Source organism: Streptomyces rishiriensis, from assembly GCF_003112535.1.
Lineage (GTDB): Bacteria > Actinomycetota > Actinomycetes > Streptomycetales > Streptomycetaceae > Streptomyces > Streptomyces rishiriensis.
Genome location: NZ_BEWA01000006.1, coordinates 195,560 through 217,572 on the forward strand (window position 1 = coordinate 195,560; position 22,013 = coordinate 217,572).

Genomic DNA, 22,013 nt, shown 5'->3' on the forward strand with positions numbered 1-22,013 from the left:
GGGAGGCTGTGAAACTCAGTGTGCCCGTCGGAGGCCAAGCGGAATGGTTGATTCCGCCGATTCGGGGCTCCTGCGCCGATACGAACCCATATCCGACGTCAGGGCCGCCGGTACCTGCCGAACAGGAAACCCTCCTCCTCCAGGAGGGACGCCAGCGCGAACCGCTGCGGAACCGCGAGCGACGGTCCGCCCGCGATCCGCTGCGCGTCGCCGACGGTGAGCATCGGCGAGACCGTCAGACAGAGCTCGTCGAGCACCCCGGCGGCGACGAACTGCCCCAGCAGCCGGGGACCGCCCTCGGTCAGCAGCCGGGTGTGTCCGAGGTCGGCGAGGGCGCGGACCGCCCGGGCCGGATCGACGCCCATGCCGTCGCCGGCGATCACCACGCGCGCGCCCGCGCGTTCCGCGGCCGCGACCTTGTCGGGCGCGGCCGCGGCGCCCGTCAGGATCAGGGTGGGGACCAGGGGCGAGGTGAAGAGCGGGAGCGAGAAGTCCAGGTCGAGGCCGGCGGTGACGACCGCGACGGCCGGCGCGGGTCCCTGCCCGGCCGCCTCGCGCCGCCGAGCGAACTCCGCACGCGCGCGTGCGGGACGGTAACCCTCCAGGCGTACCGTTTCCGCACCGACGACGACCACGTCCGCGAGCCCTCGCAGCGTGCCGAAGATCCGCATGTCGGCGGCGGTGGAGATGGGCTGCGAGCGCCCTTCGTGCTGGGCCGCGCCGTCGAGCGTGGACACCATGTTCGCCCGCAGCCAGGGGCGCCGCTCCCCGGGGCCGGGCTCCGAAGCGGTACCGGGGCCAGGCTCCGGAGCGGTACCGCGGCCGGACTCCGAAGAGGAAGAAGAGGAACCGGAGCCGGGCTCCGGGTAGGCGTAGGCGTCGGCGAGCTCGTCGAGGCTCCACTCGCGGTCCCGCTCAGGGTTCCTCTCGCGGTCCCGCTCAGGGTTCCTCTCGCCGTCCCGCTCACGATCCTGGGCCGCGTCACCCCCCTCGCCGCGGGCCCCGAGCGGACTCCCGCCGGAGTGGGTCGGCACTGTCTGGTCGGTCACAGGGAACAGCCGTCGCATGTCAGGCAGTCTGGCACGCCCCGTAGCATGGGGAACCGTGTCGTCCTCCTCCCTCGCCCCCGGTCTCAGTCCGATAGCCGACCTGGCTCCGGTGTCCCTCTGCACCCGTCAGCCGCATGTCCCCGCGGACCGGCTGGTGGCCGAGATGGTGCCGCCTCCGCGCTTCGACTCGGTCCGCTTCAGCACCTATGTCCCGGACCCGAACCAGCCCAGCCAGACCGAGGCGGTCGGCGTGCTGGAGACCTTCGCGGCCGGACTGGGCGGGGCGCACGCGACGGGCGCCGCCAGGAAGGGGTTCTTCGGCTTCGGCCGGGCGAAGGCGCCCCGGACGCCCGCCGGACCGCGCGGCGTGTACCTGGACGGCGGCTACGGCGTCGGCAAGACGCACCTGCTGGCCTCCCTGTGGCACGCCACCCCGGCCGAGCCCGCGCTCAAGGCGTTCGGCACGTTCGTCGAGCTGACCAACCTCGTCGGCGCCCTGGGCTTCCAGCAGACGGTGCGCACCCTGTCCGGGCACCGTCTGCTGTGCATCGACGAGTTCGAGCTGGACGACCCGGGAGACACCGTTCTCGTGTCGACGCTGCTCGGGAAGCTGGTCGAGGCCGGCGTCGCGCTCGCCGCGACCTCCAACACCCTGCCCGGCAAGCTCGGCGAGGGCCGGTTCGCGGCCGCCGACTTCCTGCGCGAGATCCAGGGGCTGTCGGCGCACTTCCGTGCCCTGCGCATCGACGGCGAGGACTACCGCCACCGCGGCCTGCCCGAGGCGCCGGCGCCGTTCTCGGACGAGCAGGTGACCAGGGCGGCGTACGCGGCCGAGGGCGCCTCGCTCGACGACTTCCCGCATCTCCTGGAGCACCTCGCCAAGGTCCACCCGAGCCGTTACGGCGCGCTGACCGACGGCCTGAGGGCCGTCTGCCTCACGGACGTGGGACCGGTGCCCGACCAGTCCACGGCGCTCAGGCTGGTGGTCCTGGCCGACCGGCTCTACGACCGCGAGGTCCCGGTCCTCGCGTCCGGGCTCCCCTTCGACCGGCTGTTCAGCGAGGAGATGCTGAACGGCGGTTACCGCAAGAAGTACTTCCGCGCGATCTCCCGGCTCACGGCGCTGGCCCGCGACGCCAGGCCGCTCGTCGAGGCCCAGTAGACGATCGCTGAACGATCATGGGTTCCGGGTCAAGAGCCGGTTCTCGCCACTCATCCCTCTTTTTTGAGGCGCACTTCATCTGGAAACGTGGAGTTAACCCTGCAAACAACGTTGCAGGGTTAACGTGTTTCTTGACCAGTCATTGACCAGACAATGGCCTGGACTAGAGACGCGAAGTGCGAGGAGGGAGGCGCATGTTCCGTGGTACGACGGCCCGGGCCGTGATCTCGACCCTCGCCGCCCTCCTGCTGGCCCTCCCGTTCTTCGCACCCACACCTTCCTTCGCACACGCGCATACGATGCGTCACGCCGAGGCCATGGCCAAGCCCGGAATCAAGCCCTCGGTCAAGGCGGTGCGTGAAGAGACCGTCACGCACCGCGACTGCGACCGCTCCGGCGGGCCCGCCGACCCCCTACGCACCCGCGACAGAAACCGCGCCACCACGAGTTCCTGTGCCGCGTCGACGCCCCAGGAGCCCGAGCGCACGCTGCTGTCGCTGGATCCCGCGGCAGCGCACCAGCCGGCCCGGCCCGGCGACGGTCATGATCGGCCGTCGAGATCCTCGACGGCCCACTCCCCGGCGGGTCTTCAGGTCTTCCGCTGCTGAGCGAGCAGAGCAGAACAGCACCTCCCCCACCTGTCCTGTGTCCTGCACATCCGACGCGCCCCCACGGCGCGCCAGGAGGAGTCACCACGTCATGCAGCCCCTCATCGACAACGCCCGCACGTTCGGACAGCGCCCTGAGGAGTTCGCCAAACTCGCCGAAGGCCAGTCCCCGCAGGTCCTGTTCATCACCTGCTCCGACTCGCGCGTCGTTCCCGCCCTGATCACGGGCGCCCGCCCCGGCGAGCTCTTCGAACTGCGCACCGCGGGCAACATCGTGCCCCCCTACGTCTCCGACCGCCCCACCGGCGAGGCAGCCACCATCGAGTACGCCGTGGAGGTGCTGGGCGTCCGCGACATCGTGGTCTGCGGCCACTCGCACTGCGGCGCCGTCGGCGCGCTGGTGCGCGGCGACGACCTCGACGGCGTCCCGGCCGTACGCGACTGGCTCGCGCACGCCGCCGACGAACCGGGGGCCGCCGACCCCGACGACCCGACGGTCATGCGGGCGGTGCAGAACCACGTGCTCGCCCAGCTGCTGCGGGTGCGCTCCTACCCCTGCGTGGAGAAGCGGCTGGCCGACGGCCGGATCCGGGTCCGCGGCTGGTACTACGAGGTGCACACCGGCGCCGTACGCGAACACCGCGTCGACACCGACGGCTTCGAGGCCCTGTGAGCGCCGCGATGAACAACGACGCTTCCGGGCGAATATCCCGGTTCCCCCACCTCAAGCAGGACTTCGCCGCTTCTCTCGTGGTCTTCCTGGTCGCGCTCCCGCTGTGCGTGGGCGTGGCCGTGGCCTCCGGCGTGCCGGCCGAGCTCGGGCTCGTCACCGGCATCGTCGGCGGCATCGTCACCGGTCTCCTGCGGGGCAGCTCCCTGCAGGTGTCCGGTCCCGCGGCCGGTCTGACCGTGCTGGTCTACGAGGCGGTGCAGGAGTTCGGGCTGCCCGCCCTCGGAGTGATCGTCCTCGCCACGGGCGTGCTGCAGCTCGCCATGGGCGCCCTCAAACTGGGCCGCTACTTCCGGGCCATCTCGGTCTCGGTCGTCGAGGGCATGCTGGCCGGAATCGGCCTGGTGCTGATCGCCGGACAGCTGTATTCGATGGTCGGCGGCAAGGCTCCCGAGTCCGGTCCGGAGAAGATCGCCGGACTGCCGGAGGCGCTCGTCGACGCCGTCGGCGACACCGCCGCGTCCGCCTCCCTCCTGCTCGGCGCCGGCACCATCGCGGTGCTGGTGTTGTGGAAGCGGTTGCCGGCGACAGTGCGCACCGTGCCGGGCCCGCTCGCCGCGGTGGGCCTGGCCACGCTCGCCGCCCTGCTGCTGGACCTGCCGGTCGCCACCGTCGAGGTGCAGGGCCTGGTGGGCTCCCTCCAGCCCCCGCCGCTCAGCGCCTTCGGCGACCTGGCGAGCATCGGCCTGCTGGGCACGATCGTCGCGTTCACCCTGATCGCGTCCGCCGAGTCGCTGTTCAGCGCCGCGGCCGTGGACCGGCTGCACGACGGCCCCCGCACCGAGTACGACAAGGAACTGATGGCTCAGGGCGCGGGCAACACGATCTGCGGGATCCTCGGCGCGCTGCCGATGACCGCGGTGATCGTGCGCAGCGCCGCCAACGTGCAGGCGGGCGCGCGCACGAAGGCGTCCCGGGTACTGCACGGCGTGTGGCTGCTGCTCTTCGCGGCCCTGCTGCCGAGCGCGCTGGCCTACATCCCCATCCCGGCGCTGGCGGGCATCCTCGTGCATGCAGGCACCAAGCTCGTGCCCGTGCGGACGATCGCGGGACTGTGGCGCGAGCACCGCGGCGAAGCGCTGATCCTCGTCGTCACGGCCGTGTCGATCGTCGCGGTCAGCATGTTCGAGGGCGTCCTCATCGGTCTGGCGCTGGCCGTGGTCAAGACCGCCTGGGAGGCCTCGCACCTCAAGCTGGAGATCGTCGACAAGGGCGCCGGCCCGGTCCAGGCGTATCTGTCGGGCAACGCGACCTTCCTGCGCCTGCCGAAGATCCTCGACAGCCTGGAGGCCCTTCCCCAGGACCGCCCGGTGGAGGTGGACCTCTCCGGCCTGCACCACCTCGACCACGCCTGCCGTACGGCCCTCGAGACATGGGCGGCACGGCACAGCGCGGTCGGCACCGCGCCGGTGAAAGTGACGGAGCCTGCGCTGCTCACGGACGCGGTGAAGGCCGGGCGACCGGTGACGACGGTGTAGCGCGCCTCGCGCCGACAGAACCCGCTGTGCGGTGCGGTCCGGGGCACGGGGGCGTGGCCCCGGACCGGACAGCGGGCATATCGTTGGCAGGAGCAGACAGAACGGCTGTCACGAACCTCTGGTCGAGGGGGTCGTCATGCTCCAGGAGTTGCTGGGCGCGGCCGCGGCGGTCGCCGCCGGAGCCGCCGTGTACTTCGGCGCCGCCGCACGGGTCGTCAAGCAGTACGAGCGCGGAGTGGTCCTGCGGCTCGGCCGGCTGCACGGCGACGTCCGCGCACCGGGGCTCACCCTCGTCGTCCCCGCCGTGGACCGGCTGCGCAAGGTCAACCTGCAGATCGTCACCATGCCCATCCCCGGCCAGGAGGGCATCACCCGCGACAACGTGACCGTGCGGGTCGACGCCGTCGTGTACTTCCGGGTGGTGGACGCGGCGGCCGCGATCATCAACGTCGAGGACTACCGTTTCGCCGTCTCACAGATGGCCCAGACGTCCCTTCGCTCGATCATCGGCAAGAGCGAGCTGGACGATCTGCTGTCGAACCGGGAGAAGCTCAACGAAGGCCTGGAGCTGATGATCGACAGCCCCGCCGTCGGCTGGGGCGTGCAGATCGACCGCGTCGAGATCAAGGACGTCTCCCTGCCCGACACCATGAAGCGCTCCATGGCCCGCCAGGCCGAGGCCGACCGGGAGCGGCGGGCCCGGATCATCAACGCGGACGCCGAGCTCCAGGCCTCCAAGAAGCTCGCCGAAGCGGCCAAGCAGATGTCCGAGCAACCGGCCGCCCTGCAGTTGCGCCTGCTCCAGACGGTGGTGGCGGTCGCCGCAGAAAAGAACTCCACCCTCGTCCTGCCGTTCCCGGTAGAACTGCTGCGCTTCCTGGAGAAGGCCCAGCAACCGGGGCAACCGATGCAACCGATGCAGTCTGCACAACAGGCGCAACCGGTGGCCCCTGCGCAACAGGCGCAGCCGGTGGCCCCTGCGCAACAGGCGCAGCCGGTGGCCCCTGCGCAACAGGTGCAGCCGGTGGCTCCTGCGCAACAGGGGCAAGGGGTGCAACAGGACCAGCCGGTGCAAGGGGTGCAACCGGCCCGACAGGCCGAGCCGACCCAAACGCCGCAACCGGCCCAGCAGGCTGATCCGACCCAAGCGGTGCAACCGGCCCAACGGGCTCAGCCGGTGCAAGCGGTGCAGCAGCAGCCGTCGGGGACGATGCAGGAAGCGGTACCGCAACAACCACCGGGGCAAGTGACGGAAGCGTTCGTGGAGCGGGGTCCGGTAGGGGCGCCGGTGCGGCAGGCTTCGGTCGCGGAGCCAGGGGTTGAGGGGGCGCCAGTGCAGCAAGCGCTGACGCAAGAGTTTCTTGAGGGGGCGAAGAGAGCGGTTTCGCAAGGGCCGTCGGAGGGGGTGCGGCAACCGGTATCTCCTGGGCGCGCGGAGAAGTTGCAGAAACCGGTGTCGCAACAGACGGCGGAGGGGCAGAGGTAACCGCCTTCGCAACCATCACCGCGGGCGGGGCCAAGTGACGGCAACGGCGCCCATCACGTCTTCGGCGTGACCAGGGCCGGCGAGGTGTACGCCATGGCGGGGGGCCGTCAGGACATCGGAACGCCTGAAGCCCCCGAGTGGGGCGAGTTCGCGGGCGTCACCTTCTCTCGTCGATGCCGCGAGCGGCCGGGCGGGTGACACCGCCGAGACGCGGTCATATATCAACATGAATGCCGAGGCATTCCTCATATCTTCATACGGTGATCACTCCCGCATGTCGCCGCCTGGCCGCCATCTGCGCGCTCGGTACCGCTCTCGGAGCCCTCGCCGCCTGCGGCACCTCTGAGCCACCCCGGACTCCACGTCCGACGGCCTCGACCTCCGCTTCCGCCGCCCCCAGCCACCCGTCCGCGCCCTCTTCCCACACCCCCGTCGCCCCTTCCAGGCCCCCGACCCTCGCGCCCGGACCGGCCGGTCTCACCCCTGTGTTCCGCAACGCGCCCCATGACGCCGGCAAGACGGTCGCGCTCACCTTCGACGCCGACATGACCGCTGACCAGGGTGGCCGAGCGGCCGCGGGCGAGCACTTCGACAACCCCGGGCTGATCGCAGCGCTGCGGACGCTGAAGGTGCCGGCCACCGTGTTCATGACGGGCCGCTGGGCGGAGGAATACCCGGACCAGGCCCGCTCCATCGGTCGCGACCCTCTGTTCGAGGTGGCGAACCACTCCTACAGCCATTACGCCTTCACCGGCGACTGCTACGGCCTGCCGACCGTCCCCGAGGACCGGATGCGGGCGGATGTGGAACGCGCGTACACCGCGTTTCGCAAGGCCGGCGTGCCGAACGCGATGCCGTATTTCCGTTTCCCCGGCGGCTGCTACGACCGGCGGGCGCTGCGCGCGGTGAGCGGCACGGGTGTGACCGCGGTGCAGTGGGACGTGGTGAGTGGAGACGCTTTCGCAACGGATGCCGACGCCGTGGCGCAACAGGTGCTGCAGGGTGTGAAGCCCGGCTCGGTGGTCGTCATGCACTGCACCCGCAGCGCAGCGCCGACGACCGAACAGGTGGTGCGCACGGTCGTTCCGGAACTGCGCCGCCAGGGTTACCGGTTCGCGAAGGTGTCGGAACTGATCGGCACAACGAGCACGCGACGCTGATTCGTGCGGCCCGTGCGGCCCGTGCGGCTCGTACGGCCCGTGCTGCCCGTGCGGCCCGTGCGGCCCGTGCTGCCCGTGCGGCTCGTTCGCCTACATCTCACAGTCCGATCTCATGGACGGACCTCATGCACCGACCTCGAGGGCGGAGCCGCTTTCGTACGCTGGAGGCATGAGTGACGACACCGACCGGCATTACTGCCTGATCGACGCGACGACTCCGCCCGAGGCTGACGGGCCGCCGTACGCGGAGTGCGTGCTATGCAGGAAAGTCACCCAATATCCGGAGTCGTACAAGGGGATCACGTTGTGCCCGGTGTGCGAGTGGCAGGAGGCGCAGCGGACCGCCTGCTCCGGGTAATCACTTCCAGCGTATTTACTTTACGTAACCGCTCTCAGCCGACTGCTGCGCGCAACCGCGTTCCATGCCCGTTTCTTGCGTAACCGTTTGCTTTCAACGTAACTATTCGTAACCGCTTACTCGGGTGCCCCGCGCCCACCCCTCCACCTTTCGCACCCCTCCCGCACCCCTCAAGGTGATCGTCGGGAGGTGAGTGCGCAAGCCGCGGCGATTGCGGCGGCACTCAGCAGGGCCGCGGCGGCCAAGGGCAGGACCGGCGTGTGGACCGTCGCCGTGTGGGAGCCGCCGACCAGGCCGCTGGCGGCAGCGTGTGCAGGAGAACCGCTCACGACCAGCGCCAGCAGAGCCGCCAGCAGAAGCGCGGGTACCGCCCGGCCGGTCGAGCGCAGCACGGGCCAGGCGGTGAGGGCGCCGACGGCCACGCCGAGCAGCGCACAGGTCAGGACGGCGAGCAGTCCGGCGCCGACGGCTTCGGGGACGGGAACGCGTTTCTGGTGGTCGCTGCTGACAGGGTCGCTGATCAGGGCGACTATCACTGTCGTGATCGTGCCGAGCGCGGAGGCCGAAGACAGTGCGACCAGCACGGAGGCCAGGTGTGCCCGGGCGGGACCGGCCGCCGCCGCGACCACGGCGCGGGCGGCCGGGGGTTCGTTGGCGACGCAGTTCCGCACCAGCCAGGCGGCCACGGGCAGCAGAAAGGCGGCGGCGTAACCGAGCGAGTCCAGGAGTGGCTGGCCGCCCTGCAGGCCGATGCCCAGGAACACGGCGTACAGCAGGAACGGGGGCAGCCAGCGCTGCGACCGCACCAGCAGGGCGGTCTGGTAACGCAGAAGGGCGGTCATCCGTGGCCCTCGTCTCGGCTCACGTCTCGGCTGACTGAGCTCGTATCTCGGCTCTCGTCTGGGATCGCATCTCGGCTCTCGTCCGGGCGGACGCCGGCCACGTGCCATGGCGGGCGGGCGGTCAGCAGAGCGCGGAGCAGGAGGTCGGAGTGGGAGGCGCGGACAGTGAGCCGGTGCGTCCGTTCGGCCGTCTCCTCGGCCACGACGGCCCGGCGGAGCACCTCCGCGGGGAGTGCGGCGGTCGCGCCGTGCACCTCGATGATCATGCGCGGTCCGTCGGGGGCGACGGTCGGTTCCTCCCCGGTACGGCGGTGGAGACCGCCGTCGCGCACTGTGTAGACGGTGTCCGCGACGCCGGCGAGACGGCGCGGGTCGTGGTCGACGAAGACGACGGCCGAGCCGGCCGCCGTTCGCTCGGCGACCGCTCGTTCCAGTTCGGCCCGCGCCTGGGTGTCCAGGCCGGTCCAGGCCTCGTCCAGGACCAGCAGCTCGGGCTCGGCAAAGAGCGCCTGGGCGACGGCGACCTTCTGGCTGCTGCCCTTCGAGAGGCGGGTCATGGGCGTGCGGGCGTAGGCGGCTGCGCCGAAGCGGTCGAGCCACGCGTCTGCGGCCCGCTCGGCCGAGGCTCGTGGCAGGCCGTGCACAGTGCCCAGGTGGGTCAGGTAGCCGAGGGCGGTGAAGGGAAGGGCGGCGGGGAAGCGTTCGGGGACGTACGCGGTGCGGGGGCGGCCGGTGACCGTGCCCTCCGTGGGGGCGTCGATTCCGGCGAGGAGCCGGAGAAGAGTGGACTTGCCGCTGCCGTTGGGGCCGTCTATGCGCGTCAGGCTGCCGGGGGCCAGTTCCAGATGCACGTTGCGCAGCACCCACGGGCCTCGTAAGCCATAGCGGCGGCCCACATCGTCCAGGCGTAGATCGCGTTCCATGGGACCCCATCTTTTCGTAGGGACCCATCATTTCGTGTGCCGACCGCGTCCCAGGCAGCGGGGAAACGGGCGAATGCGGTTACTGCGGACCCTGACGTCCCGGCCCGGCCGGGAGGCAGTCCGCTGGGGGCCACGAGCAACACCGCAGAAACGCAGAAAACCAGAACCGCAGAAAACGTTAGAAGACGTAGAAGACGTAGAAACACGGCACCACCGGCCGCTGCGGATGTGACCGATCGCGGCAGACACGGCCGGCCGCTGCGCAGAAGGCCGGGTCAAGTAGCCTGCGCCTGTGAGCGAAAGTCCCTTTCAGACCGAGCCGAACCCTCGCGACCAGGCTCCGCAGTTCGTGTTGCCGCTCGTCGTGCGGATAGAGAAGTCCGCGCCCCCGGCCCGAACCGACGCCCTCGAGACCGCTGCTCGGGCCGTTCTCGTGATGCTCGGCGACGAGCGGTCCGTAGGGGAAGGCGAGTGGGCGCAGATCATGCGGGACTGGCAGGACGCCCGGATCCGCAAGGTCGTCCGACGGGCCCGGGGGGCCGAGTGGCGACGAGCCGGGGAGTTGCCGGGGATCACGGTCGCCGGGAAGTCGGCGGAGGTGCGGGTGTTTCCACCGGTGCCGTTGGACGGGTGGCCGAAGGAACTGGCGAAGCTGCAGGTTTCTGGAACCGATCTCGACGATCCGGATCCCCCTGCGGACGTCGAGCCGGGGACCGTCGTGCTGTGGATGAGTCCGGACGTCGAGATGTCGGCGGGCAAGGCGATGGCCCAGGCCGGGCACGGCGCGCAACTCGCCTGGTGGGAACTGTCGGAGGACGAGCGGGACGCCTGGCGCGAGGCGGGATTCCCGCTCGCCGTGCGGACCGCGGATCGGCAGCGGTGGCTTGAACTGACGTCGAGCGGGCTGCCGTTGGTGCGGGACGCCGGCTTCACCGAGATCGCCCCGGGCAGTTGCACCGTCGTCGCGGAGCATCCGGCCCTGCGCACCCGCTGATCACTGCCCCCGCCCTCCCCGTACCTGTCCCGTCCCCCCTCTCACCTGTCCCAGCCCTTCCCGCGCCCGAACCTCAAATGTTGCTCTGAAGGGGGGTGCCGGGCGGTTCGGCGGACGGCGGCGGGGCCATACCACCGTCACCACGCAGGGGGAACGAAGGAGGCGGGGACCATGATGCGACTAGGGACGGGGATAGGCTGGCGGCCGGAGATCGCGGACGCCGTGGAGCGGATTCCGGGCATCGACTGGGTCGAGGCCGTGGCCGAGAACGTCTGCCCCGGGCATCTGCCCGATTCCCTGGTGCGGCTGCGCGAGCGGGGGATCACCGTAGTCCCGCACGGCGTCTCGCTCGGGCTCGGCGACGCGGAGCGGCCCGACCCGGGGCGGCTGACCGCCCTCGCCGAGCGGGCCGAGGCGCTGGGCTCGCCGCTGGTCACCGAGCACATCGCGTTCGTGCGCGCGGGCGGCCCCCTGACGGCGTCCCCGCGGCTGGAGGCAGGTCACCTGCTGCCCGTGCCGCGAACCCGGGACGCCCTCGACGTGCTGTGCGAGAACGTGCGCATGGCGCAGGACGCGTTGCCCGTGCCGCTCGCCGTCGAGAACATCGCCGCCCTCGTGGCCTGGCCGGGCGAGGAGATGACCGAGGGGCAGTTCCTGTACGAGCTGGCCGACCGTACCGGCGTACGGCTGCTCATCGACGTGGCCAACCTGCACACCAACCACGTCAACCGGGGCGAGGATCCCGCCAGGGCGCTCGCCGAGCTGCCTCTGGAGGCCATCGCCTATGTCCATGTGGCGGGCGGTTTCGAGCGGGACGGCGTCTGGCACGACAGCCACGCCCATCCGGTGCCTCGGCCGGTCCTCGACATCCTGACCGACCTCGCTTCCCGGGTGTCACCGCCGGGAGTGCTGCTGGAGCGCGACGACAACTTCCCCGAACCGACCGACCTCGAAAGGGAGTTGGCCATGATCCGGGAAGCCGTCGAGGTCGGGGCAGCCCAAGGCTCGGGCACACGGATCTCATCCAGCGCAGAACCGCTCGGCGTGACGCGCGAGCCGGCAACCGCTGTCGCACTCGCCACTCCTGCCGCCCTCACCACCTCAGTCGCCGTCGCCGCCCCTGCCACCCTCACCACCTCAGTCGCCGTCGCCGCCCCTGCCACCCTCGCTGCCCCAGTGACCCTCGCCGCCCCTGCCGAGCCCGTCGGCCTGAGGCACGAGACCCCGCCCCACACCGCGCAGACACAGATACAGATACAGACACAGACGCAGTCACCGCCACGGCCGCAGCCACACGAAGCCGCGCAGACGGCGACGCAGTCCTCCCTGCATCAGCGCCCCCGTCCGGGCACCTTCGACGAGGCCGCCCGCCAGCGTCTCGGGCTCGCCCAAGCGGCGCTGCTCTCCGCGCTTGTCGCCGGGACGCCGGTTCCCGAGGGATTCGACCGGGTGCGGCTCGGTGTGCAAGCGCGGGCGCTGGCGGCGAAGCGGGCGGACGTGGTGGCGAAGGTCGCACCGGAGCTGCCGCTGATCCTCGGAAACGGTTACCGGACCGCGTTCATCGCCTACGCCCAAGGGCACCCGATGCGCGGCGGCTACCGGCAGGACGCCCTCGACTTCGCCGAGAAGACACTGCTGGGTGACCGGGCGGCACAGGGCCGGTCCCGTCGTGAGCTGCGCCGCTGGTGGCTGGACCGCTCGGGTCCCGCGCCACGGCGGACGTCACGCCTGGGCCGGGTGGGACGTGCGCTGATCCGCCGCTGACGACCGCGGGACGGCCGCCCCGCCCGGAATGTGCCGGGATTAACACCGTGCTCGCGGCGGAACCCGCAGCAACCATCGCAACCGTTTACCGCTGTTTCATCCGGATTAACCCGCCATTCCACCTCCCCCTTTTAGACCGATATGCGGATGATGCAACACTTCACCCCTGTACGGCAGTTGGGGGTACCGGCGCAGTAATATGCCAGTCCCGCAACCGAAGCGCACTAGTGTGCAGTGCCGCGAGCAGGAGGCACCATGCGCCCGCGACCCCCGATCCAGGGCAGAGGCATCTTCAGTGGCACCGGGCTCATCATCACCGGCCTGGCGGCGACCCTCGCGGCGCTGATCTTCCCGGTCTGGTCGTACTCCGGCCAGCCGGCCGCCGCCCCGGACGTACTGAAGGCGGAGGCGGTGGCGACCCAGTACGGGCCGCTGTCCGCGCTGGACCAGGAGTTCATCGCCAAGGTCCGGCTGGCCGGGCTGTGGGAGCTGCCCGCAGGTCAGCAGGCGCAGACGAAGGGCACGACCGAGGCGGTGCGGACGGCGGGCCGGCACCTCGTCGAGGGGCACGCCTTCCTGGACCAGCGGGTGCGCACCGTCGCCTCCCAGTTGGGTCTCACGCTGCCCAACGAGCCCAACGACCAGCAGAAAGGCTGGCTGGCGCAGCTGGACGCGGCGCACGGCGTGGAGTACGACCGCGCTTTCGCCAACATTCTGCGCCTCGCGCACGGCCGGGTGTTCTCGCTCGTCGCCCAGGTTCGGGCCGGCACCCGCAACTCGCTGGTGCGCGAGCTCGCCGACGACGCCAACACCACCGTGCTGGACCACATCAAGATCCTCGAGGCCACCGGGTACGTCGACTTCGACGCGCTGGCCCAGGACCTGGCCACCGGCAGCACACCGCCGACCCCCGGTTCCCCTGTCTCTCCCGCCGCCCCCCTCTCTCCCGGCGCCCCCGTCTCTCCGGGTTCGCTCGACTCGTCGACCGCCTCGGCCGGACCCGGGCCGGTCGTGCCGCTCACGGTGTCGCCGTCCCCCACCTACACGCTCCCGCCGGCGGCCGCGAGCCCGCCGCCCGGCTCCTGAGCCCTCGTCCCGGCGTCCGGTCCGTGTGCGGCGGAAGGTCACGCACGCGCGATGCCGCTCGGTCCGGATAGTGAAAAGGCATGGCCTTTTCCGGTGCTCATGACATAGAAACACGGCATGGTCTGGGTGTTTCTGCTGTTGCTGGCGTGGGCCGTCGCGGGCGCGGCGTGCACGCGCCTGTGCCTGGCCGCCGTCCGTGCGGCGAGCGTCGACGAGAACGCGGAGCAGGTTCGTGATCTGACCTTGTACGAGGCGGCCTTCCTGTCCGGCGGCCCGGGTCGCGTGGCCGATCTGACGATGGTGTCCATGGCGCGTCAGCAGCGGTTGCTGTTGGCCAGCACCGGCTGGGCGACCGTCGTGGACCCGCGCGGGCGGGACGAGATGGAGCGGTCGGTCATCGGAGCCATCGGGCCCGAGGGTCAGTCCCGGATCGCTCCGGTCCGGGCCGCGGCCGCGGCCGCGGACGCCGTGGGCGGCCTCGCCGAGCGGCTCGTCGGCGCCGGTCTCGCGGTGACCGACGGCACCCGTACGACGGTGGCCGCCGGGGTGCGTCAGGTGCGGGCAGCCAGCCTGGTCGTCCTCGCCCTGGGGGTCGTCGCGTTGCTGTTTCCCGCCACCCCGGACCTGCCCCGCGACCTCGTGGCGCTCTGGTTCGCGCTGCCCCTCGCACTCACCCTGAGCTGCCTGGCCATAGCGCGGGTGGAGGTGCATCCGTACTCGCGCTGGGCGTCCCCGGCCGGTCAGCGGCTCCTGGCCGCGCTGGCGCGGCGCGCCGCCAGCGCGGGCGCGGGCGCGGGCACCAGCACCGGCACCGGCAGTGGCGACGACCGTACGTATCTGACCTTCGTGGCCGTACGGGGGATCCGTGCGGTCGGCGAGCCGGACCTGCGGGCCGCCTTCGCGCATCGCGAGCAGCGCGGGCGCGACTGAGCCGGGGCCGGGCCGGGGCCGGGCGCGGCCCATCGCCGGGGGGCGCACGGGGGCATTGGGGCCGACACCCGTCGATGGTGCTTGCCTTCCCGCCAGGCCGAACCAAACATCCCTTTTGTCGCCGCCGTGCACCGAAGGGACACCCGATGCGAGCCGCCGTCCTCCATTCGGCCGCAGGAGCCCTGCTCCTGACCGCCCTCGCCGCCGTCCCGGCAAGCGGCGTCCCCCATGCCGACGCCCTCGGCGTCCCGATCACCCGGGACCGTTTCGTCGCCCCCGGCAAGGCACTCGCTGCCGACGAGGCGCTCGCCGCAGGCAAGGCCCTCGTCCCCGGCAGAGCGCTCGCCCCCGGTGTGGCGCTCGCCGCCGCACGGGCCGCCGCGGAGGGCGTCGACTTCGGGAAGTGCTCCGACGCGCAGGACCTGCCCGGCGCCATGCAGTGCGGCACCGTCTCCGTCCCCCTCGACTACGCGCACCCCGACGGCCGGCAGATCAAGCTCTCCGTCAGCCGGGCTCCGGCCACCCACCGGGACCCGCACAACAGCAAGCGGCGGGTGCCCCGGCAGGGCGCGCTGGTGTTCAACCCGGGCGGTCCCGGCGGCTCCGGCCGGTACTTTCCGCTGATCGGGCTGCTGCCGGAGTGGAAGCGCATCGCCGCCGCGTACGACCTCGTCGGCTACGACCCCCGCGGCGTCGGCCGGTCGGCACCCCTGTCCTGCCAGGATCCCAAGCGCTTCTTCAAGGGTCCCTCCCCCGCCCCGGCCCACCCTTCGGAGTCGTACAAGAAGGAGCGCATCGCGCAGGCGAAGGCCTACGCGCGGGGCTGCGCAAAGAGGGCGGGCAGCGCCCTGCGGCACTTCAACTCGCTCAACAACGCCCGTGACCTGGACGTGCTGCGGGCGGCGCTGGGCGAGGACCGGCTGACGTTCATGGGAGCGTCGTACGGCACGTACTTCGGGGCGCTGTACGCGACGCTGTTCCCGTCGCACGTGCGGCGGATGGTGTTCGACGCAGCCGTGGACCCGGACCCCGCGCAGATCTGGTACCGCAACAACCTCGGCCAGTCGGCGGCGTTCGAGAGCCGCTGGACCGATCTGCGCGAGTGGATCGCCGCGCACGACGACGTGTACGGCCTCGGCGGCACGGCGGACGAGGTGCTGAACAGCTACGAGCGGGCCCGCGCCCGGCTGGCCGCGGAGCCGGCCGGCGGCAAGGTGGGGCCCGGTCAGCTGCAGGGCGCGTTTCTGCAGGCCGCCTACTACGACGACTACTGGCCCGGTCGGGCGCAGGCGCTGTCGGAGTATCTGAAGGGCGATCCGAAGCAGTTGATCGCGCAGGCCGCCCCGGTGCGGGAGGCGGCCGCCGAGACGGAGAACGCCAACGCCGTGTACACGGCCGTGGAGTGCAACGACGCGCCCTGGCCGACGGACTGGAAGGTGTGGGACCGCGACAACACGCGGCTCGCGCGGGTCGCGCCGTTCGAGACGTGGGACAACGTGTGGGCGAACCTGCCGTGCGCCTACTGGCCGGCGCGCCGGCAGCAGCCGCTCGACGTGCGGACGGGCCCGGGCGAACTGCCGCCGACGCTGATCCTGGCCGCCGAGCGGGACGCGGCCGCGCCGTACTCGGGGGCCCTGGAGATGCACCGGCGGCTGTCGGGCTCGGTGCTGGTGACGGAGCGGGACGCGGGCACCCACGGCATCGCGGGCGGGCCCAACCGCTGCGTCAACGGGCATCTCGACGCGTACCTGCTGGAGGGGCGGCTCCCGGCCCGGCGCGCGGCCTGCGCGGGACGCCCGGAGCCGAAACCCGTGCCGGAGCCGAAGGCGATGCCGGAGCCGAAGTTTGAGCCGAGCACTGCGCGCTGATGCCGTGCCGGACGTCGAGGGCGCCGAAGCGGGGAACGGCGTGATCGGCCGCGATCGGCCGGTCACGCCGTTCCCCGCGCTCCCGGCCGGGGCTCAGGCCAGCTCGGCGACCAGGTCGGCCACCGACTTGCGCCGCCCGGTGTAGAACGGCACTTCCTCGCGGACGTGCATACGGGCCTCGGAGGCACGCAGGTGGCGCATGAGGTCGACGATGCGGTAGAGCTCGTCGGCCTCGAAGGCCAGGATCCACTCGTAGTCGCCCAGCGAGAACGACGCGACGGTGTTGGCCCGGACGTCGGGGTAGCCGCGGGCCATCTTGCCGTGGTCGGCGAGCATGCGGCGGCGGTCCTCGTCGGGCAGCAGGTACCAGTCGTAGGAGCGCACGAAGGGGTAGACGCTCACGTAGTCGCGGGGCGTCTCGTCGGCGAGGAACGCCGGGATGTGCGAGCGGTTGAACTCGGCGGGTCGGTGCAGCGCCATGTTCGACCAGACCGGCTCCAGCGCGCGGCCCAGCCGGGTGCGGCGGAACAGGTTGTACGCCTCCTGCAGCTGGTCGCTGGTCTCCGCGTGCCACCAGATCATCAGGTCGGCGTCGGCGCGCAGACCGGACAGGTCGTAGGTGCCGCGGATCGTCACGTCCTTGGCGGCGAGCTGGTCGAACAGCTCCTGGACCTCGTCGGCGTAGCCCGCGCGGTCCTCGGGGAGCACGTCCTTCAGCTTGAAGACGGACCACAGGGTGTAGCGGATGACCTCGTTGAGGTCCTTGGCCAGCTTGCCCTTGTTCGGGATCCTGCCGGGCTCGGTGGTGGAGGCGTCGTCACTCATGCCTCTCATTCTCCCGCTCCGCCGTGCAGACTCTGCACCGGGTCGGCCATGAGCCGCGCCGCGGTGCTCGGATCCCCGCCGAGCCGGTCCACCGCGGCATCGGCGCTCGCGACGCAGGCGGGGATGCCCACACCGTCGTACGCCGCGCCGCACACCGCGAGGCCGGGAAGCGCGTCGAGGTGCTCACGGATGCGGGCCACGCGCGCGTGGTGGCCGACGGGGTACTGGGGCAGGCCGTCCGTCCACCGGGTGACGCGGGTCTCGAGGGGGGACGCGGTCAGGCCGGTGGCTTCGCGCAGGTCGTGCCGGGAGACGGCGACGAGGTCGGCGTCGTCCTTGTCGAGGATCCGCGTCTCGCCGTGGCGGCCCACGGAGGTGCGCAGCACGACCGTGCCGGGGTCCTCGTCGGCGATCCAGCCCCACTTCTGGGAGGCGAAGGTGGACGCCTTGATGGTGTGTCCGTCGACCGGCGGCACGAGGAAGCCGCTGCCGTCGGGCAAGGCGGTGTCGGCGCGCCGGTAGGCGAGGGTGACCAGGGCCATGGAGGCGTACTCCACCGTGCGCAGCTCGGCGGCGGCCGCGGGGGAGGCGGCGGCGAGCAGGGCGGCGGCGGCCGGCGCGGGGACGGCGACGACCACGGCGTCGGCCCGCAGCTCGCGTTCGCCGGCCGTGACGCGCCAGCCGCGCGCGGGGTCGCGTCGCAGTGCGGTGACCGGCATGCGCGTGTGGATCTCGCCGCCACGCGCCTCGACGGACGCGGCGACGGCGAGCGGCAGGGAGCCGACCCCACCCTGGACGCCCATGAAGACGGGCCCGGTCTGCTGGGCGGCCGCAGCCTTGCGCTGGATCTCGCGCACGGCCTCCGTCAGCGAGGTGTGCGTGCGTGCGGCCTGGAAGAGCTGGGGGACGGCCGAGCGCATCGAGATGCGGTAGGCGTCGCCGGCGTAGACGCCGCCCAGCAGGGGTTCGACGAGGCGGTCGACGACCTCGCGGCCCACGCGCGCCGCCACGTACTCGCCGACCGCCACGTCGTCGCCGAACTCGGTGGGGGGCAGGTCGGCGTCGCGCTCGACACGGGCGAGGCCCTCGTCGGACAGGACGCCGGAGAGGGCCGCCGCGGTGCCGGGGACGCCCATGACGTGGCCCTTGGGCATGGGTCGCAGAGCGCCGCGCGTCCAGATCGAGGCCGAGGCGGTGGCCGGCGGCTGCAGGCGGTCGGCGAGGCCCACCTCGCGCGCGAGGGCGACCGCCTCGGGCCGGCGGGCCAGCATCGACTCGGCGCCGAGGTCCACGCGCACCCCGGCGATCTCGCCGGGCAGCAGCTTGCCGCCGACCCGGTCGGACGCCTCCAGCACGGTCACCCGCGCCCCGCGCTGCAGCAGCCGGTGGGCGGCGGCCAGCCCCGCGATCCCGGCACCGACGACGATGACGTGCTGCCCGGTGACCGTACCCGTTGCGCTCATGCCCCCACTCTCTCAGACCCCACTGACACTCCCACGGGACCGGGTGTGACTCCCGCGGGACCGCGTGTCCTGTCCGCGTCCCGACCGTGACCCGTTCGGAACCGATCCCGGCCAACGTCCCGGCCCGCCCGGGCGTCGAAGGAGCGTCAGTAGCCACCACCCTCGGGGGGACACCCAGATGCGCACACCACAACACTCCACACGACCGGCCGGGCGTCCCGCGTGGCGCAGCGCGCCCCCGCCGCGGTCTGCCGCACGTCCCGCCCACGCGCTGGCCGTGGTTGTGCTGGCCGCGGCCCTCGCGCTCACCGGCTGCGCCGGCGCGGACGACAAGGGCGCGAGCAGCTCGGCCGACAAGGCCGCCGTCGGAGAACCCGCCGCAGGGGACGCCGGCGCCGCCCAGGATGCCAAGGAGGGGGCGGGCGCGAGCGGTTCCAAGGCGACCGGGGCGTCGAAGCCCGGGCTGGTGACCGAGCGCGTCATCCGCACCGCCGCTCTCACCGTCCAGGTCAAGAACGTGCCCAGGGCTCTGGACGAGGCCCGGGCGACCACCGACAACGCGGGCGGCTACGTCGGCGACGAGACGACCGTCCGGGACGAGGACGGCGCCGAGCACACGCGCGTGGTGCTGCGGGTCCCGGTCCAGAAGTACGACGACGTCCTGACCGCCCTCCAGGGCGCGGGCAAGCTCCTGGAGCGCACGGCGAAGGCCCAGGACGTCACGGACCAGGTCGTCGACGTCGAGAGCCGTATCGCTTCGCAGCGCGCCAGCGTCGCGCGGGTCCGCGAGCTGATGGACCGGGCCACGAAGCTCGGTGACGTCGTCACCCTGGAGGGCGAGCTCAGCAACCGGGAGGCCGACCTGGAGGCGCTGCTCGCGCAGCAGGCGTCCCTGAAGGACCGCACGAGTCTGGCGACGGTCACACTGACCCTGTCCGAGAAGCCGGTGGTGCGGGCCGCCGAGGACGACGACCCGGGGTTCGTCGACGCGCTGGCGGGCGGCTGGAACGCGTTCGTGACGACGGTGCGGTGGATCGCCGTCGCGATCGGCGCGGTGCTGCCCTTCCTCGCGGCCGCGGCCCTGCTCCTGCTGGCGTGGCTGCGGCTGGTGCGTCCGCGGCGGCGGGCGGCACGGGCGGGCGCGTCCGAAGCGGCCGGGCATCCCGGACAGCCGGGACAGCCGGGACAGCAGGGACGGCCGGATCAGCCGGGACAGCCGGGACAGCCGGGACAGCCGGGGCAGGATTGAACTGGGAGTGCCCCGTAGCGTGTTCGCATGAGCATCGAGCGACTGGTCGTGATCGGCGGGGACGCCGCGGGCATGTCCGCGGCGTCCCAGGCCCGCCGGCTGAAGGGGCCCGAGGAGTTGGAGATCGTCGCGTTCGAGCGCGGCCACTTCACCTCCTACTCGGCATGCGGCATCCCGTACTGGGTGGGCGGTGACGTCGACGCGCGGGACGATCTGGTCGCCCGTACGCCGCAGGAGCACCGCGCGCGGGGGATCGATCTGCGGTTGCGCACGGAGGTCGTGGAGATCGACGTGGGCGGGCGACGGGTACGCGCGCGTGAGGTGGAGTCCGGGGCCGAGTCCTGGACGTCGTACGACAAGCTCGTCATCGCGACCGGGGCGCGCCCGATCCGGCCGGACATGCCCGGCGCGGACGCGGCGGGCGTGCACGGGGTGCAGACCCTGGACGACGGTCAGGCGCTGCTGGACTCACTGGCACGCGCGCGGGGCGAACGGGCCGTGGTCGTGGGGGCCGGTTACATCGGCGTGGAGATGGCCGAGGCGCTCATCAAGCGCGGTTACGAGGTGACGGTCGTCAACCGGGGCAGCGAGCCGATGTCGACCCTCGACCCGGACATGGGCCGGCTGGTGCACCGGGCCATGGAGGGCATGGGCATCACCATGGTGAACGACGCCGAGGTCACCGAGGTCCGCACCGGCGAGGACGGCCGGGTGCGGTCGGTGCGGACCGCGGACGCCGAGTATCCGGCGGACGTGGTGGTGCTCGGCATCGGAGTCCGCCCGGAGACCGGGCTCGCGCGAGCCGCCGGGCTGCCGGTGGGCGTGCACGGCGGGCTGCTCACCGACCTGGCGATGCGGGTGCGCGGCCCCGTGGCCGACGGGCGGGTGTGGGCCGGCGGCGACTGCGTCGAGGTCCTCGACCTGGTGTCCGGCCGGGAACGGCACATCGCGCTGGGCACCCATGCCAACAAGCACGGCCAGGTCATCGGCGCCAACGTCGGGGGCGGGTACGCCACGTTCCCCGGTGTGGTGGGCACCGCCGTCAGCAAGGTCTGCGACGTGGAGATCGGGCGAACGGGCCTGCGGGAGAAGGACGCGCACCGGGCCGGTCTGCAGTTCGAGTCGGTCACCGTCGAGTCCACCAGTCGCGCCGGCTACTACCCGGGGGCCTCGCCCATGACGGTGAAGATGATCGCCGAGCGTAGGACGGGCCGACTGCTCGGCGTCCAGATCGTCGGCCGGGAGGGCGCGGCCAAGCGCGTCGACGTCGCGGCCGTGGCGCTGACGGCCGGCATGACGGTCGAGGAGATGACGGCCCTGGACCTCGGGTACGCGCCCCCGTTCAGCCCGGTGTGGGACCCGGTGCTGGTGGCGGCCAGGAAGGCCACGGCGAAGGTGCACGGCGGAGCGCGGTAGGAACGCGGAACGGCCCCAGAGTCGCGGAACGGCCCCAGAGTCGCGGAACGGCCCCAGAGTCGCGGGACGCGGCAGAGCCGCGGAACGGCCCCAGAGTCGCGGCACGCGTTCGCGGCTCACCGGCGAACGCCGACCGTGCCGGCCGCCGAACACCGGCGGCCGGCCACGCGCCCCACGCCACGCGCCGCCCCGCGCCCGCGCCTCGGTCCGCCGCCCCTGCCGCGTCCCGCGGGGCGGCTACGCGGTCCCGGTCAGGCGCGGCAGCGCGGAGACCGGCGCGGCGGCGGTCTGCTCGGCGGGCTTCGCGTGCGCCGCGGCCGCCGGCCGCGACCGCAACCGGTTGCTGACGGCTTCGTCCAGGGTCACCGGGCGCTGCATCTGTGAAGCGAGTCGCCCGGCCTCCTGGCCGAGTCGTGCCACGTCCTCCCAGGGCAGCCTGATCACCAGGGAGATCTCTGCCTCGCCGTCGGGGGTGGCGTGCATGGGGGGAGTAACTCGGTCGTTCATTCGCCTGTTCCTCACGTCGTCCCCGCGACCCGCCTTCCTCGTGCCGCGAGCGGTTGCCGGTTCATACGCAGTGGTGGGGAGGCGCGTTCACCGATTCGCCGAACGGATCGTGGGC

Annotated in this window: 19 protein-coding genes and 2 pseudogenes; 15 read left to right on the forward strand and 6 right to left on the reverse strand. The window is 72.2% G+C overall.

The annotated features are described in order from the left end of the window. Nucleotides 1-98 precede the first annotated feature (98 nt). A complete protein-coding gene (locus Sri02f_RS12250; RefSeq protein WP_109001247.1) occupies nt 99-1,067 on the reverse strand; it encodes a pyrimidine reductase family protein in 969 nt (322 codons plus the stop codon). A 37-nt stretch (nt 1,068-1,104) separates the two neighbouring features. Between Sri02f_RS12250 and zapE the strand changes: the two genes are divergently transcribed. The 8 genes and pseudogenes from zapE (at nt 1,105) to Sri02f_RS12290 (ending at nt 8,031) form a co-directional block, all read left to right on the forward strand. Further along, nucleotides 1,105-2,211: a cell division protein ZapE gene (gene zapE / locus Sri02f_RS12255; RefSeq protein ID WP_109001170.1), complete on the forward strand. Its 1,107-nt coding sequence runs from the start codon at nt 1,105-1,107 to the stop codon at nt 2,209-2,211. A 194-nt stretch (nt 2,212-2,405) separates the two neighbouring features. Beyond that, the gene (locus tag Sri02f_RS12260; protein WP_109001171.1) at nt 2,406-2,819 is read left to right on the forward strand and encodes a hypothetical protein; all 414 of its coding nucleotides are present in this window, start codon (nt 2,406-2,408) and stop codon (nt 2,817-2,819) included. A gap of 91 nt (nt 2,820-2,910) precedes the next feature. Continuing rightward, nucleotides 2,911-3,492: a carbonic anhydrase gene (locus tag Sri02f_RS12265; protein WP_109001172.1), complete on the forward strand. Its 582-nt coding sequence runs from the start codon at nt 2,911-2,913 to the stop codon at nt 3,490-3,492. 8 nt (nt 3,493-3,500) lie between these two features. Beyond that, a complete protein-coding gene (locus Sri02f_RS12270) occupies nt 3,501-5,027 on the forward strand; it encodes a SulP family inorganic anion transporter (protein ID WP_109001248.1) in 1,527 nt (508 codons plus the stop codon). Between the two features lie 136 nt (nt 5,028-5,163). After that, nucleotides 5,164-5,938 (forward strand): annotated as a pseudogene (locus tag Sri02f_RS12275) (slipin family protein); the annotation flags it as partial. Between the two features lie 611 nt (nt 5,939-6,549). After that, nucleotides 6,550-6,681, forward strand: a pseudogene (locus Sri02f_RS42710) (Tat pathway signal sequence domain protein); the annotation flags it as partial. A gap of 62 nt (nt 6,682-6,743) precedes the next feature. Continuing rightward, nucleotides 6,744-7,673 carry a polysaccharide deacetylase family protein gene (locus Sri02f_RS12285; RefSeq protein ID WP_109001173.1) on the forward strand — a complete coding sequence of 310 codons (930 nt, stop codon included), beginning with the start codon at nt 6,744-6,746 and terminating at the stop codon, nt 7,671-7,673. A 169-nt stretch (nt 7,674-7,842) separates the two neighbouring features. After that, nucleotides 7,843-8,031 carry a hypothetical protein gene (locus Sri02f_RS12290; RefSeq protein ID WP_109001174.1) on the forward strand — a complete coding sequence of 63 codons (189 nt, stop codon included), beginning with the start codon at nt 7,843-7,845 and terminating at the stop codon, nt 8,029-8,031. A gap of 170 nt (nt 8,032-8,201) precedes the next feature. On the opposite strand, the gene Sri02f_RS42715 is transcribed toward Sri02f_RS12290, so the two are convergent. Together Sri02f_RS42715 and Sri02f_RS42720 are read right to left on the reverse strand one after the other, a co-directional pair. Then, on the reverse strand, nt 8,202-8,873 hold the full coding sequence (locus Sri02f_RS42715) for an ABC transporter (RefSeq protein ID WP_245970607.1): 672 nt from the start codon (nt 8,871-8,873) through the stop codon (nt 8,202-8,204). Then, complete coding sequence (locus Sri02f_RS42720) at nt 8,870-9,796, reverse strand: ATP-binding cassette domain-containing protein (RefSeq protein WP_245970608.1); 927 nt, start codon at nt 9,794-9,796, stop codon at nt 8,870-8,872. Before Sri02f_RS42720 ends, Sri02f_RS42715 begins: the two co-directional genes overlap by 4 nt. A 292-nt stretch (nt 9,797-10,088) precedes the next feature. Here Sri02f_RS42720 and Sri02f_RS12300 point away from each other — a divergent pair, with 292 nt between their 5' ends. The 5 genes from Sri02f_RS12300 (at nt 10,089) to Sri02f_RS12320 (ending at nt 16,438) form a co-directional block, all read left to right on the forward strand. Then, on the forward strand, nt 10,089-10,790 hold the full coding sequence (locus Sri02f_RS12300; protein ID WP_109001175.1) for a peptidyl-tRNA hydrolase: 702 nt from the start codon (nt 10,089-10,091) through the stop codon (nt 10,788-10,790). A 171-nt stretch (nt 10,791-10,961) separates the two neighbouring features. Then, nucleotides 10,962-12,554 carry an MbnB/TglH/ChrH family RiPP precursor modification enzyme gene (locus Sri02f_RS12305; RefSeq protein WP_109001176.1) on the forward strand — a complete coding sequence of 531 codons (1,593 nt, stop codon included), beginning with the start codon at nt 10,962-10,964 and terminating at the stop codon, nt 12,552-12,554. 255 nt (nt 12,555-12,809) lie between these two features. Further along, nucleotides 12,810-13,640 (forward strand): DUF4142 domain-containing protein, encoded by an 831-nt coding sequence (locus Sri02f_RS12310; protein ID WP_109001177.1) that lies wholly within the window; start codon nt 12,810-12,812, stop codon nt 13,638-13,640. Nucleotides 13,641-13,757: 117 nt separating this feature from the next. Beyond that, on the forward strand, nt 13,758-14,570 hold the full coding sequence (locus Sri02f_RS12315) for a TIGR04222 domain-containing membrane protein (protein ID WP_109001178.1): 813 nt from the start codon (nt 13,758-13,760) through the stop codon (nt 14,568-14,570). Between the two features lie 146 nt (nt 14,571-14,716). Next, the gene (locus Sri02f_RS12320) at nt 14,717-16,438 is read left to right on the forward strand and encodes an alpha/beta hydrolase (RefSeq protein ID WP_109001179.1); all 1,722 of its coding nucleotides are present in this window, start codon (nt 14,717-14,719) and stop codon (nt 16,436-16,438) included. Between the two features lie 93 nt (nt 16,439-16,531). On the opposite strand, the gene hemQ is transcribed toward Sri02f_RS12320, so the two are convergent. Further along, entirely contained in the window at nt 16,532-17,263 is a 732-nt protein-coding gene (gene hemQ, locus Sri02f_RS12325; protein ID WP_069767571.1) for a hydrogen peroxide-dependent heme synthase, read from the reverse strand. A gap of 5 nt (nt 17,264-17,268) precedes the next feature. After that, entirely contained in the window at nt 17,269-18,726 is a 1,458-nt protein-coding gene (gene hemG / locus Sri02f_RS12330) for a protoporphyrinogen oxidase (protein WP_109001180.1), read from the reverse strand. A 277-nt stretch (nt 18,727-19,003) separates the two neighbouring features. On the opposite strand from hemG, the gene Sri02f_RS12335 reads away from it, so the two are divergent. Both Sri02f_RS12335 and Sri02f_RS12340 read left to right on the forward strand, forming a co-directional pair. Beyond that, the gene (locus Sri02f_RS12335) at nt 19,004-19,975 is read left to right on the forward strand and encodes a DUF4349 domain-containing protein (RefSeq protein WP_373865091.1); all 972 of its coding nucleotides are present in this window, start codon (nt 19,004-19,006) and stop codon (nt 19,973-19,975) included. Nucleotides 19,976-20,002: 27 nt separating this feature from the next. Further along, the gene (locus Sri02f_RS12340) at nt 20,003-21,391 is read left to right on the forward strand and encodes an FAD-dependent oxidoreductase (protein WP_109001182.1); all 1,389 of its coding nucleotides are present in this window, start codon (nt 20,003-20,005) and stop codon (nt 21,389-21,391) included. A gap of 237 nt (nt 21,392-21,628) precedes the next feature. Here Sri02f_RS12340 and Sri02f_RS12345 read toward each other — a convergent pair whose 3' ends face one another. After that, complete coding sequence (locus Sri02f_RS12345; protein WP_109001183.1) at nt 21,629-21,898, reverse strand: hypothetical protein; 270 nt, start codon at nt 21,896-21,898, stop codon at nt 21,629-21,631. Nucleotides 21,899-22,013 lie beyond the last annotated feature (115 nt).